A 16270-nucleotide genomic window follows, 5' to 3' on the forward strand; every position below is an offset into this window, starting at 1 on the left:
GGGCTTGGCCTCAGTTCGATGCGTCCATGCGGCCGAGCCTGTCTGCAATCATCGGCTCGATGAGGCGCCATGGTTTCGGTAAGAACACCCAGCGGCCGTTGACGAAGACCAGCCCGTCCATGCGCAAGACACCGCCATCCGGCTCACGGCCGGTCCAAGCGAGCCAGATGCGGCTCGGCACCATCCAGCCGGCGATCCGCCGGTAGCCACGGGGGAAGCGATCGGAGAGTTCGTTCGGCCAGCGCAGCGCACCAGCGGGTGCGGGTGAGACATCGGAAAGCGCGGATGGTAGGGCCTGCACGCGTCGACCCGGAGCACCCTGAGCATCCAATGCGTCAAAGACTTTTCCGGCGATGCTAGCATCGAAAAGCTCGGCGCAATCGTTTTCGTCGGGCATGAGTTCGACGAGGCTTTCAGGAGACCGGATCGAGGTCAGTACGTCCATTGCCGCCTCGCGGATCATCTGCACCGCCTGCAGCATCTCCATGCGCATATTCGCGCGATCGCCGAGCCGGTGCAGCGCGGCTTCGGCCTCCTCCCTCAGTACGCCGCGCGAGGCTTCGTAGACCTTCGTCACCTCGTAGATGAGATCGATGCGCTCCGTTTCCACTGCGGCCCAGACGCCGAACAGTTGTTGGCGCGTGTCATCCGAGGCGAGGGCCACCGTCACCGCCTCAGGCGGCAGGGGGCGGAGACGCTCGGCGATCTTGCCGCGCAGTTCGGGCGGTACGGTCGCCACCTCGAGAAGCCTGAGGCTTACCACCGGGTTAAAGCTGTATTCCACGATCGGAAGGCCGCCACGGAAGCGCCAGCGGGCGAGCTCCGGCTCACCGGGCAGCACCGGGCGGGTGACGACCCCTGATTCCGCCTGCGAGAAGCCTAGATCCGACAGGCAGGCCTCGATATCCGCAAACAGCGTCCCCAGCGGCAGGATCAGCGTTTGCGGCAGGAGAAAGGGATCCATCATCTGATAAGTCCCCCAGGGACAGAGCGCCCGAGCTTGCGGTATTCGGATTCAATGCCACGCAAGAGATCGGACCATGCAATGGCGCGATCACCGGCAAGCACCCGCGCGGTCTGCGCGATATTGCGGATATGGCCGCCGGCGAGATCGACGAGCCCGGCGAGGCGGTTGATCTCGGCCGCGCTCACAACATGGCCGTCACGCAGATGAGTCTGCCAGATCATGCGTCGTTCCGGCGGAGCGGGCAGGGGCACCTCGATCACCTGGTCGAGCCTGCGCGTGAAGGCCGCATCGATGCGCTCAGGCCCGTTCGAGGTCAGGATGGCAATGCCGTCGAAAGTCTCGATGCGGGACAGCAGGTAGTTCGTCTGGTTGTTGGCAAAGCGGTCGGAACTGTCGCGCGTCTCGGCCCGTGAGGCAAACAGGCTGTCCGCTTCGTCAAGAAGCAGCACCATGTCACCGGTTTCGGCGCGGTCAAGAAGACGGGCGATATTCTCCTCGGTTTCACCGATATATTTCGACACGACTGAGGAAAGGTCGACCTTGAACAGTGGCAGGCATAGCCTCGTCGCAAGCCATGAGCACGCGAGGGTTTTCCCGGTACCCGAGGGGCCTGACAGCAGCGTCCTGACACCGGGCACAGGGTTGCCCGCCGCCGCTCGGAAGCGGCATCGGGACAGCAATACTTCGAACTCGGCCTTCAGTGCTTCGTTCGCGGCAAAATCCTGATCGTCCACATCACTTGGTATCAGAGTCGCATGCGGCTCCATGTCCGAACGGAACTCGGCGCCCATTGCAGCTCGCAGGCGCTTGTGCAAGAGATCATCGGGGTCGGCCATCGCGGCACGCGCGCCGATCGCAGCGATTCTGCAGGGACCAAGCCGAAGGGCTGGAAGCGCTAACGGCAGGATCTCGCCCGGAAGCGCACGGCTCCAGAGACGATGGCGCGTTTCTGGCGTCAGTTGAGGCGGCGCGGCATCGACCATATCCCATCCGGCAAGGTGGATGCCGCCTTCGCGATTGGCGATCAGCACACGCGGGCCGCGATAGCCGTCCAGTGAGAGCGCCGGCATGCTGCGGCCAGCAACGGTCTCGACCGTTTCGACAGGCAGCCAGTTGCCGAGCCTACAGGCTGCGCCAAGCCCGGGTTCCTCCCGCTTCAGCATTTCTGGACGCAAAGCGAGGTTCGCTGCAACGAGCTGCGCATAGGATTCCAGATCCTGCCTTTCGCCTCGCCGAAGAACCAGCGCCGCCATTCGCCCGCCGATCCGGCCTGCAAGCGCGGCCGCCTGTTTATGCCATTGCTCGGGAGCGTCGGCCGATGCGGATTGTTGCTGCTGGGTGAGCGCACGCAGCGCCGCGGCCGAAAGTGCAAGCCGTTGCTCCGGTCCCGGCGCACGCTCGCCGAGGACGAGAAGAATGCCCAGAGCAAGTGCTCGATCAGGAGAATGCGCCGGCCGCCCTACATGTTCGAGAAGCCGCCAGATGAGCGACAGGCTCGGCCATGGCCCCAAGGCATCGCCCTGGATCGCCCGCAGAGCGGCTGGGAAATGTGCATCGCGTTCGAGTTCCAGCGCAAGCGCGATGGCGAGTATGTCGGCTTGTCCGAGATCAAGTGCGCGCGCCGCTTCAAGAAGCGCCCGGTCCTCCGTCGCGCTCCATCGAAAGGCGGCGTCATACGTTGCACCCGGCGATGCGCCCCATGGAACCCGGCCCAAGAGATCGGCTCGGAGCGGATAATCCACAGGAATCATATCGGCGAGCGCGGCAGCCAGTGCATCGGCGAGACTGTGCTCCTCCTCCTTCAGCAACTGGAAGCGCTCGCCGCTCATGTCTTTAGCCCGCCCGTCGAAAAGTAACGCACCTTCGAATAATCGTAGTGGAAGCTGACGACGCGTCCCAGACAGGGCACCCAGCCGGGATCAAGATCGAGCCCGGCGATGCGAATGGCTGTATTCACGTCGCGGCCGTCGAACTCTATGTCGAGATGCGTCGCCGTCACAACGATGCGGCCGCGCCGCGTCGCAAGCCGTCGCCAGCCCATTCCCGTCGTATGGCTCACAAGCCGCTGCGCGGCAAGCGCCAGACCACGATGGAGCCGCGAGGGGAAATCGCCCCTCGTCCGTTGTGCGGTGCGCAGCCGAAAACCCTCTGCCCGAAGGGTCCGCAATTCCTCTGGCCCGATTACCGAAAGCTCACCATTGCCGTGTCGAAAGCCGATTGATGCTTTGCCCGGCGCCAGACGCGTCAACTTCAGGTAGGCGTTGCTGGTCAATTTCAGCAAGTCTCGTCGTGGCAGCCATGTCTCTGGACTCAGTGGTTCACCCGGCGTGACTTGTTCGAGGTAGCTGGCGGCAGGATCGGTCCCGCCAAGCCCGAGCCTTGCGGCAAATGCCGACAAGACGCCGTGTCCCAGCGACAGGCCGGTCGCTCTTTCGGCCATGTCGAGCCCGACCAGCTGCAAGGCCGGCAGAAGCAACCAGAGACCCGCATAATCGCTGAATGCGCCTTCGAGCAATGGAGCGTCTGGCAATTGTCCGGCTACCTCCATTTTGGGCGACGATGCTGACGATGGCATAATCTCGCGAAGCCGCACGGTTGGAGAGTAATCCGGCATGTCCTGGCTTTTCCGGCTCAATCCTAAAATGGAGACAGGCTGCGCCGGATCCTGGTTTTCGGAGGGGGCGGGGTTCGCTTGTCTCAGAGCGTTGACCATTTGCCTGAATGCAGAGCGAACCGTTGACGGGCCCGTCCTTGCCGCAGCCAACCATACGATCAGCAAACCCACTCGAACAGGTGAGGCCGGGATCGCGGATGAAGCGGCCAGGATCTCATCGCGTGCTCTCGAGCTGGCAGAAGAGAGAATAATCTCGATCAATCCTCGTCCGGAAGGGAAGGTATGGAGCGGCAACGATGATGTCGCATTGGACAGCGGAGACAGCACATCGGCGACGAAGCACTGAAAGTCGTGCTCGTACACATGGTCGTACATGGCAAGAATCAACTTCAAGTGCTGCTCGGTGAGCATGTCCAGAACCCAGATCATGCGCCGCAATCCGCCACGAATTTCCGCGAGCCGGCCCGGCGCCTGAAGGCCTGCTTCGGCGATCAGGATCTCGATGATGCGATGGGCAGCGGATCCTAAGGCCAAGCCGTCGACTCCCGGAAATATGTCCCTCACATACCACGGCAAAGGGCGGCCGGTTGCGAGGGCATCGAAGGCGATTGCCGCGGCCGTCACAAGATCGGGCACCAACACCGCGTTGGCCCCATCCGGAGGCGGCACGTCTGGCAGCGCTATGGCATAATCAACGTTGGCTAGCTGGGCGTCGAGGTAGAGCGACAGCACCTGCCGGCCCCAGCCAGCCGGAATGCGGCCGAGCCTCAGTTTTCGGATCGTTAGTCGGGCGCCCGGGGGCAGGCGCGGCCGCCCCGCCGTCCTGAGCGCGTCCTCGAGATCGTTGCGGAAAGGAACAGCGAGGTCTCTATGCTCGACCTTCAAGTCAAGCCGCTCGATCCGTACGGAGACTTCCCCACTCATCGTCCTACCCTGGTGATTGCGGCGGGCGAGAAGATCGCCACCTGATGGAGCGTTGTTAGCGACACGAGCGGTTGGGCGACATGGGTTATTTCAACTTTCGCTTTGGTGCCAAAGAGATCGCGCACGATGCCGCGCGCCTGGACGGACTGTGCGGCGGAGAAGGCGACCTGCATCCCGATCTTCGGCACGCCCCGCCGGATAAAGAGGTCGATCGCGCCGCCCTTCGATGCCACCTGATCGGTGGCCAGCCGCGCCGCGATGATGTCGGCAACGGGCGCATGCCCGGCAATCAGGATTGCGACACGCACGAGATCGGTCATCAACCCCTCGGCTTCCTTCAGCCCACTTTCCATTCGTGAAAACAGCCAGGTGTTCAGCTGTTCGAGCTTGGATCGCGTTGCGAAATCGACCCGGTTCCAGGCCGGCAGGCGGTTGAGTCGCGATAGGCTTGCGACATTGTCGTATTCGGACACTTGCTGAACCCAGAGCAACCGAATTGCGGCCGGCACCTGCCGCACCAGTTGGAGGAGCGCGAAAGCCACCCGTTCGATGTCCTCGATCTCCGCCGCGGCGCGTTTCGTAACCTTGGGCTGGGTGCCGGCTTCGATCAGGTCGTTGAGCGAGAGGTCAGCGAGCGCCCGGCGCCGCTTACCCGCCCAGCTCGCCGCGTCGAATGCATTGAGGTCGAGGCTGGTGCGCGCGGTCAGCACATTGGTGGCAAGCGACCGGTACGCCGTCGCGATCTTCAGTGATTGCACTTTCGCGGGCGTACTGGCGGTCAGCGTAGCCTTTGCCGGTTCCGCCGCCCCGAGCCTCTTGAGGCGGGTCTCCGCCCGGAACTTGATGCCGGCGTAGAGACTCGAAAGATAGCCCGGCGATGAGAATTCTTCCGCTAGTTCCGGATTAGACGCGAACCAGAGGATCGGCATCTCGCGCAGTGCGCCAATCATGTCCTGGAGTTCGTCGGGCAGATCGACGTCCCGTATGAACGAGGCGGGCAGTGTGTCCTCGAACGTTCCAGGAAGCATCATACCCAGCGTATCGCCGGCACTGTGCGAAGTCAGCACGCGAGGGCGAATATAGGCCACGAATTTGACCTCTTCGGCGATGATGCGTTGGCGCTCGGCGCGCAGCGCGTCGAGGCGGTGCAATTCCTCATCGACCAGGCTGAGCGCCACGCGATAGTCATGGCGTGCTTCGTCGAGGTCTTGGTCTGCCAACGTCAGTGCGGCCTGCCAGCGCTGAGCGATGCTGGCAGTCAGCTTGAGCTGGGCCTCCACCCCTTCCATGATCATCGAGATCGCACCCACTCGTCCCTCGACGACACGCAGGATGGCTATCGCGCTCTCGAGCGTGGAGATCGCCGCGGAGAGATACGCGCTTTCATCATCGCCCTCGGCGTCCGGACCGCCTGCGACCGGATCAGGGTCCAGCACCTTTGTCAGGGTCAGTGCGGGCAGTAGCGGCATGGTAATCGGGCCGGTGCGGCGCAAGAGTGCGGTCGACAAGCGCGTGAGGGGACTTGCCTGTACGGCGTGATCAACCTGCGTCGAGAGCGCAGGAATCATGAACATTTGCCAGTTTTTGCCGTCACCAGTATCCGAAACCGGTCGGCGTAATTCGTCGATCTCGCTTCGGTGCCGATCGATTTCTTCGGTGGAGAGTGTCGTGGAAATCACGTTGTCGATGTCGTCACGCGGAAGCAGGACGCGGTCGCGGCCGGAGGTCAACGGTCCTTCAAGGCCTTCCAGCGAGATGCCGAGCTCCTGCATCTGCCGCAGTACATCAGCCTTGATCCGAACCGCCGACGCCTTGGCATTGAGGGCCGCACTTGTTTTCAACCGGTCGGCAATAGTGGTCGTTCGGATATCCCGGATATCTCCGGGTAGGGGCACAGCACGCAGGATACCGGTCTTCTTTGAGGCAGAATCCGAGAGGAGCACGTCATCAACGAGTTCCGCGCGGGTGGCATCGACGAGGTCCTTAACCAGCGTTGTGCTCTGGGTCTTGAGGAGGGCCGCATCCGTGAAGAAGGCACCGAAGTTCAGCGAGGCGGAATTGTTGCCGAATCCGGTGAGCGCTGTCGATGATTTCGCGCCAGCGGCCAGGACATCGCCGACAGTGCTGGACGCAGAGAGTTTGACGATTTCCTTGATAGTGACGCCCTCGGTGACCACCGGCTTGATTTCGAGCGCGTCGAGTGCACGGATGCGCGCAGTGTTCGCCTGCGGCGTCAGGAATGAGAAACTTCGGATCTGCGGCATCGTCATTACCGGACGCGGCGTCCCCGCTCCCCCGGGATTCGTCGCTGGCTCTATCGCAGACTTTTCGGCCGCGAAGTGAGCCTTTAAACCCTCGGAGAGGGCATAGCTGTTGTTGCCCTTGGCCAGTCCTGCCAAGGCAGGAAATGTCGCGAGCTTTGTTGCTTCCTCGTTGTCGAGCGTGATCTGGCGTACCCGGTAAATTTCCGCCTGAACGCGATTGAAGGCAAAGTCGATCCGGTCATTGCAGTTATCAATCAACGCGCGCATGCTCTTCGTAAAGGGCGTCAGGCCGAAGGTCGTGCGGTTAGCGATGGCCTGCGGCATTTGGGACGGGTCGACCATCGCCCGCTGCGGCACGAGGAAAAGCACTGGATCGAGTTGGTCCCACACCTGCTTCAAGACCGCGAGTGCATCGCGTGAGAAATCGATCGCTGTTCCCGGCTGATCGACGGGAAAGGTTATCTCGTCCTGGACGGGATCATCGTCGGTTGTCGCAAAGTCGCTGATCGCCGAGCTATCCAGTGCACCCTGCACTTGCGGGGCTTGGACACGATAGGCCGTGCGGAGTGCGAGCGTGTCTGCGATCCGCTTTTGAAGGGGTATCGTGACGGGCAGGAAATCCGGTGCCGGGACAGGGGCCAGGAGATCGGGCGAATAGAAACGATCGGGCACCGGCACCAGCCACTTGACTTTCTCGGCAGCACTGTCGAGATCGTAAGGTGCCAGTGCCGCCGCCGCTTCCAGCGCCGCGTCCAATTGCGACTGGGGAATGGGAGCCTCGGCCTGGCTCCAGGTTGTGGGAAAGAACGCGTGTCCAGACCAAGCCTTGCGAGGCAGGACACCGGCGGGGGGCACGAACCGAAGGAACGCAGCCGCATTCGTGCCGTCCCAACCGATGCTGCGGGTCGCCATGGCAGTCTCTTCGACCAGCCCTTCGACGCGGCTCTGGCGCAGTCGCGCTTGTGGTCGCATTTCGGGATGCGGAAGCATGCCACCGCGCCGAGAAACGGCGGACCTGTGATGCCACTCGATCGTGCCGTCCTCTGCCACCTGAAGTAGGGCGAGGGGGACGCCAACACTGGCCCAGGGAAGCGAGGCCGGATCTCTTTCTTCTCGGCGGCGGACCGCCTCGGCTGCCATGTTTGCCGCACGTTGCCCATTTATGCCCGCAAGCATCGAATCGATCGCGATCCATCCGATGCGCGTCGCATCCTGCAACACGAAATCAAGGTAGGGTGCAGCCGTTCCATCGGGCGGGCACGTATCCGCAAAAGCGTGGAGGCGGTTTGCATCCTGCGGCAGGTCCTCCGCTTCGAGGACGATCGGCTGCAGCACCGGCACGACAAAGCCGCGCGGCAAACCGCCGACAGCGGCAGGAGAGGCGGCTTCGGGTAACTCATCCAGTTTGAAGCTGGCTGCTTTCGATACCTGCAGATCCTGCCCGCCTGGTGCGATGCCTCGACCGGGCGAGAGGGTGAAGGTTCCGCGAGCCACCGTCTGGTCCGGAACTCCGATTGCCAAGCCTGAGACGATGCCGGCCGAGAGGCAGCGGCCTGCCACGCCCATGCGCGCCTCGACCCAAGCCTGTTCCGCTTCGATCGCCGTTTCGGTGATGGTCCGCCCCTGCACATAGTTCAGTCGCTGCAGGGCAAGGCTCGAATCGACATGCCTGGCTTTGGCAGGAGAGAGGCCAACGAGGGAGGTGAGGAACGTCTGGGGGGCGGGGAGCGCGATCGTCATGGCATCACCCATCGATAATCTGCTTGACGGATTGCGTCGCCGCATCAATCGCCTGCGGCGCCGATGTCGCCAGCGCCTGGTCCATCACTTCCATGTGCCTCACGAACCCGTCCAAACGGTCGGCCAGGCCGCTGCTGTCGAGGCGTTTGGCAAGGTCGGGGACAAGATCGGTGTTGCTGAGCAGGTTGCGTCGCGTCTGCGCCTCGATCGACCCGCGCTCCAGGGGGCGCGCAATGATCGGAACCTTGAATTCGATTGCGGCCTTCATGGCCCTGACACGTGTATCCATGTCGCGCGGGTCGACAAATGGGATTGATCCTCCGCCACGATTGACGATCGACTCAATGACGGATGCATCGAGAGAAAGGCTGCTGAGCATCTCCTTGACCCGTTCGTCCATGTCGGTGGTGACCGCCGGTATGTGTTGCCCCGGCTTGGGCTCGATGCGCTGGTTCAGGGCCAGTGCAAGCGCGGCACTAACGGCGATTTCTCCCGTTCTGCCCGGGTAGCTTGGTATGACGATATCGACAGGACCGCCGGTCAGAAAACCTTCCATTGGCGCGAACCTGTTCTCGATGTCGAAGCCGCTATAGAGTGTTTCGAGAGCCTCCGCATCCGCGAGCTTGATCGCTCCGATTTTCGCCGCGCGCTGGAGGAGGTCCGTGGCGACGGTGGCGGAATCGGCTCGCAGCGCCAATCCGAGCGCGGAGTTGAGACGCGCCCAGGTCATGGCCCAATTTTCGTCCTGCGGTGGTCGGACAGCGTCCGTGATCTCCATCAGACCCCAGCCGATCAAGTTGTTGATGATGACGCCCGTGAACCGCTCGGCGATTCCTTGCGCAAGTTCCGGATTGGCTGGCCCTGGCTCCGGCTCTGGCTCCGGTTGTGGTTCCGGCTGGGGCGCTTCAGGGGCCGGACGATAAGGCGATGCTTCGCCGGTCAGTGCGTCGGTGCGCAGGAACTGCCGTCGCCGCGCATACCAGAGCGTGGTTCGACCCAGCAGAAGGGCCAGCCATGGCGCATCCGCAGTGGGATCGACAAGATCGGGATCGACACTCTGCTCCAGCAGTGCCGTGATCAGCTCCATCGGTGTCGTCGGCGCGGCGCCCAGAGGGGCTGCGGCGGCGAGCGTACGGGTCTGCTGGACCACCTCCAAAGGTGCGCTTGCCCAATCGGCCCGCGGGATCGGCACGATGATGGTGACGGGCGTCTGCGCCAGCGCCCGCGACGGTGCCGAGAGGTCGATGACGGGCATCGTCAGGCTTTCCTCCAGAAGCTGGTCGATCTCATCCTCCGGGAGCGCGGTAAGCTCGACCGGCATCTCGGCGGGCAGCCAGTTATGCGACAGAACATGCGGCTGTCCGGGAGCCGGCGAACGCGGCACGACGCAGGCCGCCGGCATGCGGCCCATCGGTGGTAGGATGTCGAAGCGGCTTGCGGCAGCGAAACCGACATTCGGTGCCGACGTCACCATCTGCGTCACCTGCGCGTCATACTGACGGAAATGCGCGATGCGTGTCGGTGTGTCGACGAAACCGAGCCCGAAGGCATCGGCGCGGGCTGCGCCGGCCTGCCGGCGGACCATTTCCATGTCGAGCCAGATGGGGATGTTGCCGTCGAGTTCCACCATTGCCAGCGGCAACGCCGAAGGCGGCAGTTCCGCCGTGGCGCCGTCGAGGAAGATGCGGCGCGCTGCCATTGCCCGCCGTGCTTCGGGGCTTTCGGAACTCGCGGTGAGCGCGAAGGGCACGAGGGTGAAGAGTGTCGCTTCGGTGATTAGGCTGTCCTGCAGCCGGCGCTTGCCATCCGGACCGGTCGCATAGGAGCCGATCGGGTTGGACGTGTATTCAACGGGGGTCGCGCAGAGCACGAAAAGGCCGGATCGCGCTTCAGAGATCAACTGAAGGCTGTCGAGCAGCCCTGCGCCCTGCGTCAGGGTGCGCTGGAGCGCGATGTCGGCAAGGCCGATTCGGATCGAGGCATGCAGGACGATGCTTTCGCCGCCGCCGCCGATCCCCAGGCCAGGCTCTACGATTACTGACGTCGGATCGTCCGCCGCGATCGCTACTTCGAGTCCGTCGATCACGCCCGCGCCGATCGCCCGGCCAAGATCGCCTTGACGGGCAACAACATAGGACTGGTCGCGGTTGAAGTGCGCCGAGGTAACAAACATGCCCTCGGCCCAGGAGGTGCGCTCGCGGGTCTGGTCGATCAGAACCGCGCCAGGTGGCAGCGCCGCTGGTGCTATTCGGGTGCGGCGGAACGAGGCTGGGCTAAGGTCGGCCATCATGTTAACTCCGGATGTTCGCGGCAATGAGAGCGAGCTCATCGGCTGAATAGGAATATGGTCTGATGTCCTGGTTCGGGCGATAGGGCGCTTGGTCGAGGTCGATCGTGTCGTCGAAGGCAGGCGCGGCGCCACTCAGATCGAGCGGGATCGTCAGCCGGGCAAGCAGGACTTCCGAACCGTCCTGGTAATTGCCAGCGGTCACGTGCTCGCTGATCGTCCCGCCGGCGGGCATGCTGAATGGATTGGCGCTCGGCTGTACCAGTCCCCATGCGACGAGCCGCTTATAGTCGCGCAGGTTCTCGAGCGTCACCGGAGCGGGAAGCTGCGACGCCGGCAGACTCGAGGGTATCCTATTGTCGCCTGAAGGCCGCACGATCATCCGGAGATGCCCAGTGTCCAGCACGCGGGATGGCTGAACGCCGTCGATGGTATCCGCATTGGCCGTCGCAAAGGCCGGCTCCGGGTTGCGTGCGCAAGCATGGAAGGAAAGATAGACATCCACCACCACATGATCGGATGGGATCTGGATCGGATCGCCGGTTCCCGGATCGTCGCGGATCGGGTCGGTACCCGGCGCCCGCGTCCCAGCGGTCAGACGCGCTGCGTCCAAGATATCGTTCGCTTGCTGACCGACCCAGAGGCCAAGATCGAGGCAGGAGAGGTACGGCAGTTCGACAATGCGTCCGAGCCGATCCAGGGCCAGCCCAGGAGAGACCTGCACCTCGACATCGGGCCCGCTGGTCGGCGCATAGCGGACGTCAAGGCCCGCAATCGTGCCGGCGCCGTGAAGATGCAGTCCCAACCGGGAGGCCTGCCCACGATGATAGAGCTGTTCGGCACGAAAGTGCTCCTGCGTCAACAGGGCGCCATCGAAGAGATAGAGCCGCTCCGTCGGTGGGCGGCGCTCCAGATCGTCTTCGACAGGGTGGGCGACAAATGAGGCCATCATGCACCTCCTTCGAAACGGGGATCGAGCGATGGGGTATCGCTCAGGAAAACTTGGCCGATTTCGGCAGTGTCGAGTGTCAGCGGATTCTTCGGCGGTGTTCTGCCGAACCGAGTCTCCACGCCCACCAGCGAGGAGAGTGCGAGCACCAGCGAATTTGGTGCGTCGAGGATCTGAGTTGCGACATGGGCGGGCGTCTCCCGCTCGACCACCCGGCTTACCAGATCGCGTTCGGTCTGGGACATGCCGGCATGGACGAGGACCGTGGCCCGAAACGCATGGTCGGCAAACAGGGCTTCCAACTCTGTCAGGGCCGCGACGCGCTCGGCTTCACCCGTTAGCGGATCGTCGAGCAGCGACGGCTTGAAAAGAGCGAAGAAGGCGCGGCTTTCCTCCGCCCCTAGAAAGAAGGTCGCACCGAGATGCGAATTGCCGGACGCCTGCGCATAGGGCACCAGCGGGTTCGTCGCATTCGACATGTCCATGCCGAGGATGGTCGCGAATGTGCGGCGGAGATGGAAATGTTCGAGCACGACCAGATCGCCACGCTGAATGCCGCCGTCCGTAACGATATCGAGGACCCGTTCGAGCCCAGCCAACGTACCCCGCCTACGCCAGAGCGACACGCTGCCGGCGAGCAGCCGCCGTTTCGCCGTAATATCGAGCGCCGGATCGAGCTCAGCTCCGATCCAGCCCGCCACCCAGTTGAGCGCGTCTTCCGGTGCGGAGCCGGGGCTGGTCAACCGATAGCTCGCGGCAACCTGATCTTCGATAGGCGTGAACACGCCCTCGAAAAGCGATAGATAGCGATCAAGGAAATCGGATCCTTCCGCGAGCGGTCCCGACATGTTGCTGAGGTAGTCCGGCAGGTAGCGTTCCCGCCAGGGTGTCGCCGCGCCCCATGCACGGATCGCGAAGAGATGTGGAGCGGCATTTCCGGTGCCGGTGAGATGGATGTCGACCCTGAGATAGCGGCCCGTGATGCGGCGGGGGGCCGGTCCATTGCGCTGAATCAGAATGTTGAACAGCCCGCAGTGGTCCCGCTTTCTGGCTAGCTCTGAAGCTGAGCCGCGCCAGCCGATTTCGCTGTCCATGTCCATCCAGGCGGCCTGCGGGCCGTCGCCGGAAATGGCGCCGACGCGATGAGGGTGGAGCTCGCCTTGCGGTAGCGCCATGACCGCGTTCCGGTCATCGCCGGCGGCGATATCAAGACGGATGCCGCATTCGGTTGGCAGATGCGCCTCGATATACAGGCGGCGCCACAGGCTGCCCTCCTGATCAGCCTCCATGATCACCGCTCTGGCGGACCCGCTCCGTGCATAGGACGGCCGGATGGGGGCGACCAGCCGCGCGAAGGGACGGGCCGGTTCATCGTTCCTTGCAATTGGCTCACAGGGATAATGCAGGGCTTGGCTGGGCACGCTCTTGCAGAAGCGTCCGCCGGTACCGCGACGGAATGGCGGGCTTTCGCCGAGAAGAAGCGGTGTGGGCGCCTCGGTCAGAGTGACGATGACGGCGGCAGACGCCTGCGGCACGGCGAGCGCCAGCCGATCCTCGCCGTAGAGACCAATCGAGAAGGCGCTTTCCAGCCCCTGCGGCTCGATCCGGCTCGAAAGTCTGATGCCGTCCGTGAACCTCAGGTTCGAGGAACGTCCGGAACCGAGGCACAGCAGCGCGAGGCGACCGTCCCGAAGACCCACTGCATCGATGATCTCTTCATTGATCGGCAGCGTGGCCAGTTGCGGCACGCCAATCCTCAAGGGATCCGGATCCAGTGGACTCGGCTGGAACGCTGCTGCGGAGCGTTGCCGCCCGAGGCTCTTGGCGGGCAACGGGTTGCCATCGACGCGGCGCAGGGTCTTCGCGGCTCTGTCAAGCAGCCAGATCGTGTCGTCGCCGGCCTCCGAGATGCGGTCGACCGCGAAGTTCGTTTCGCTGATGCTTGTGTCAGTGAAGCGTGATTGCAGGTCCCGGATCAGCAATTCGCCATTTTCATGGGCGATTAGCAACCAGTCGCGAGTGGTAACCAGAATGTCGCGAATGCGGTTGCCGACTGGCGCCGCGTAGATTTCGGTATCGCCGTCGACGGCGCCCCCCGCCATCAGCCTGTCCCGCCCGGCCCGGAACTCCACCCTTGCCCAGCCGCCGTAGCTGTCAAGCGCGATGGCGGGTTTGGCAGCGGCCGCTCTCGTCGTGGCCGGCGGCACGCCGTTAGGCGGTGTTCCCAAACGGGATGAGAGCGTCAGCGAATGGCGGCGGTCGTCCCAGACTACGTTGGCCGAGAGAGGCTCGAAATCCTCCTGTCGGCACCATTGCCAGTAGCTCTGTCCCTGAGCGTCACGCATCAGCACACCTCCGGAACGACCGGTATGGCGGTGCCCCTGCCGGAGGTGCCGGCATGGTCGATCATGCTCGTTGGCACGGTCGGGCCGACGGCGATGTCGACCTGCATGAGTTCAGGCAGTTGCCAGGGTTCGAGTTCCAGGACCTGCGCGCCCGTCGCGGGATTCTGCGGCACCGGGACAAAGCCGGGCGCTTGCAGTGTGAATATCGCGGCACCCGCTGTCGAACGGACGCCGGCGATCCGGGCGGTAACCAGTTCGGCCTCGAGGTTGTTGACCGACTGGCCGAGCGGCCAACCCGCACCGTCCCGCCCGCCGCCTTTCAGCGGCCAGAAGAAATCCTGAATCGCGGCCTTCACCGCCCGGAACACCTCCTCGGGTGCAAAGCCCTCGCGTATGTCGATCGCTGCCGAAACGCCGATCTTCACATAGTCAGGCGCAATAACGAAGAGCTCCGTCGCAAGCGGGCGGCGTGGTTCTAGATAGGCACGGACCTGCTCGATCAGCCTGCGATCGGGGCGGGGATTGGGCGCTTCGTGGACCACCTTGTCTGGCAAAGGCAGGACGGAGACAACGCCTGGTGTCTCAGCACGTTGCTGATAGGGGCGGAAGCGCGGCAGGACTTCCACACGTGCGAGACCGAGATCGGATGCGATGGCGCGATAGTCCGCGACCGTGATGCACCGGTCCTGATGCTGCAGCCATGCACGCACCCGCATTTCCGCCGCTTCCAACGTCTCGCCCATACGGCCGCCCGTCATCGCCGCCGGCTGGCTTGCGATCAGCCCAGGCTTCTCAATGGCCGTCAGGGTGCCAGCTGGAATGTTGCCGGCAAGTCCGCCACCCGAGCGCATGAAATCGACGCGGATGTGGGCGCCGGGATCGGGCCGGCGTCCGGCAAGCCCGTCGCCGAAGGCAACGCTGCCGTCCGCCGCATCCAGCGTAAAGCCCCGGTCGTCCCGTCCCAGCGAGGCGAGATCGTCGACAACCTGCCAGCGGACAAAGCCCTTCGCTCCTTCCTGCACCGACAGCGTGAAAGTCGATTCGTCGACATCTCCGGCCGGCAGCTTGATCTGCTGGGCTGGACGGCCGTTGCCCATGCCGACCTGGATCTGGCGTCGTGTTTCCTGGGCGTCCAGCATCACGGCATTGATGCCGAGCCAGGAGATAGGCAGAACGCTGCTCGTGTCCTTCGATGTCAGCCTAAGCCATGCAACGATCCGGCTCGACACCGTGGGATCGTCGACGCGCGGCGGCCGGTCGCCGAGCCCCGCATCAATGTCGATCTCAAGGTCATTGACCGGCGCAGAGACATTGGCGGCCACCGGCAGGACGAGACGCAGCGTGCCTTCGCGAGACATGTGACCTGTATTGTCACTGGCGGCCTGGAGCGGCAGATAGGTATCCTGCGCTACACCGCCCGCGATTTTGCTTGAGGAAATTGCCCATTCGAAGTGCGCGGCAAGCCCCGGGGCAGGCGCATCCGGATCCGAAGCGGGCGCGGAGAGGCGCGGGATCACCCCGATATTGAGCAGAGCCGGCTGGACGTCGAAGGCCGCGATGGCCGCCTCGCGCGATGTCGGCTTGTCGTCAAGCGCGAGGAGCGCAATCCATAGGGCATGATCAACGCTGTCGGTCAGCGGGTCTGTGCCTGCCGCAATGGCCTTTCCATCCTCGAACAGCGCCGTCGTCGCATAGGGATCGGCCGCGTCAATGCCGTAGAGCTCCGCTAGGTCATCGATGACATCCTTAAGGGCATCCGCCTCGTCGCCTTCGAGCCGGCGCTTGTAGTAGACGCGGCCTTCGAAGGGTTGCACGGTCGCCGGGTCGGCCGTCTCGAAGGGCACCGGACCGTTGAGCCGGGTGCCGACCGGCGTGAAAAGCGGCGCCGCACCGGCCGTCTTCTTGTGGGCAAGCGCCACGAGGCCACACGCCGGCGTCGCCGTCCTGAGCTTCAGGCCGAGCAGCCGCAGGAATTCCAGGCGTTGCCGGCGGGGCAGCAGGTTGACGCGGTAGAGGATGGTCTCACCCATCCAGGCGACGAGATCGATCAGGACGCGACCTGGATCGCCGGTCTGCACGTGCTTCCATTCCGGGGTGTGCGCCGGTATGCGCCGGATCATCTCGTCGGCGAGATCCCGTGCAGTCATATCGGCCAGTGAGAAGCGCGGTACCGATGCCAT

Annotated in this window: 8 protein-coding genes; all 8 read right to left on the reverse strand. The window is 63.8% G+C overall.

All coding sequences use genetic code 11. The annotated features are described in order from the left end of the window. Positions 1–10 precede the first annotated feature (10 nt). Genes E4K09_RS14465 through E4K09_RS14500 form a run of 8 tightly spaced genes read right to left on the reverse strand, consistent with a single transcriptional unit; the run spans position 11 to position 16270 of the window. Entirely contained in the window at positions 11–967 is a 957-nt protein-coding gene (locus E4K09_RS14465; protein WP_134498141.1) for a hypothetical protein, read from the reverse strand. Next, positions 964–2796, reverse strand: coding sequence for an ATP-binding protein (locus E4K09_RS14470; RefSeq protein WP_134498143.1), 1833 nt, complete (start codon positions 2794–2796; stop codon positions 964–966). Before E4K09_RS14470 ends, E4K09_RS14465 begins: the two co-directional genes overlap by 4 nt. Next, positions 2793–4505 carry a hypothetical protein gene (locus E4K09_RS14475; protein WP_134498145.1) on the reverse strand — a complete coding sequence of 571 codons (1713 nt, stop codon included), beginning with the start codon at positions 4503–4505 and terminating at the stop codon, positions 2793–2795. Before E4K09_RS14475 ends, E4K09_RS14470 begins: the two co-directional genes overlap by 4 nt. After that, positions 4502–8521 (reverse strand): hypothetical protein, encoded by a 4020-nt coding sequence (locus tag E4K09_RS14480; RefSeq protein ID WP_134498147.1) that lies wholly within the window; start codon positions 8519–8521, stop codon positions 4502–4504. Before E4K09_RS14480 ends, E4K09_RS14475 begins: the two co-directional genes overlap by 4 nt. Next, positions 8514–10796: a hypothetical protein gene (locus E4K09_RS14485; protein WP_134498149.1), complete on the reverse strand. Its 2283-nt coding sequence runs from the start codon at positions 10794–10796 to the stop codon at positions 8514–8516. The genes E4K09_RS14480 and E4K09_RS14485 overlap by 8 nt, the downstream gene beginning before the upstream one ends. A 4-nt stretch (positions 10797–10800) precedes the next feature. Next, positions 10801–11745 (reverse strand): hypothetical protein, encoded by a 945-nt coding sequence (locus tag E4K09_RS14490; protein WP_134498151.1) that lies wholly within the window; start codon positions 11743–11745, stop codon positions 10801–10803. Continuing rightward, positions 11745–14090: a phage tail protein gene (locus E4K09_RS14495; protein ID WP_134498153.1), complete on the reverse strand. Its 2346-nt coding sequence runs from the start codon at positions 14088–14090 to the stop codon at positions 11745–11747. The genes E4K09_RS14490 and E4K09_RS14495 overlap by 1 nt, the downstream gene beginning before the upstream one ends. Next, positions 14090–16270, reverse strand: coding sequence for a putative baseplate assembly protein (locus tag E4K09_RS14500; RefSeq protein WP_134498155.1), 2181 nt, complete (start codon positions 16268–16270; stop codon positions 14090–14092). The genes E4K09_RS14495 and E4K09_RS14500 overlap by 1 nt, the downstream gene beginning before the upstream one ends.

This window comes from Microvirga pakistanensis, assembly GCF_004458765.1.
Lineage (GTDB): Bacteria > Pseudomonadota > Alphaproteobacteria > Rhizobiales > Beijerinckiaceae > Microvirga > Microvirga pakistanensis.

Coding starts and splice junctions, on each gene's coding strand:
- E4K09_RS14465 (WP_134498141.1), bottom strand. CDS start 967: ATGATGGATCCCTTTCTCCTGCCGCAAACGCTGATCCTGCCGCTGGGG.
- E4K09_RS14470 (WP_134498143.1), bottom strand. CDS start 2,796: ATGAGCGGCGAGCGCTTCCAGTTGCTGAAGGAGGAGGAGCACAGTCTC.
- E4K09_RS14475 (WP_134498145.1), bottom strand. CDS start 4,505: ATGAGTGGGGAAGTCTCCGTACGGATCGAGCGGCTTGACTTGAAGGTC.
- E4K09_RS14480 (WP_134498147.1), bottom strand. CDS start 8,521: ATGGGTGATGCCATGACGATCGCGCTCCCCGCCCCCCAGACGTTCCTC.
- E4K09_RS14485 (WP_134498149.1), bottom strand. CDS start 10,796: ATGGCCGACCTTAGCCCAGCCTCGTTCCGCCGCACCCGAATAGCACCA.
- E4K09_RS14490 (WP_134498151.1), bottom strand. CDS start 11,745: ATGGCCTCATTTGTCGCCCACCCTGTCGAAGACGATCTGGAGCGCCGC.
- E4K09_RS14495 (WP_134498153.1), bottom strand. CDS start 14,090: ATGCGTGACGCTCAGGGACAGAGCTACTGGCAATGGTGCCGACAGGAG.
- E4K09_RS14500 (WP_134498155.1), bottom strand. CDS start 16,270: ATGGCATCGGTACCGCGCTTCTCACTGGCCGATATGACTGCACGGGAT.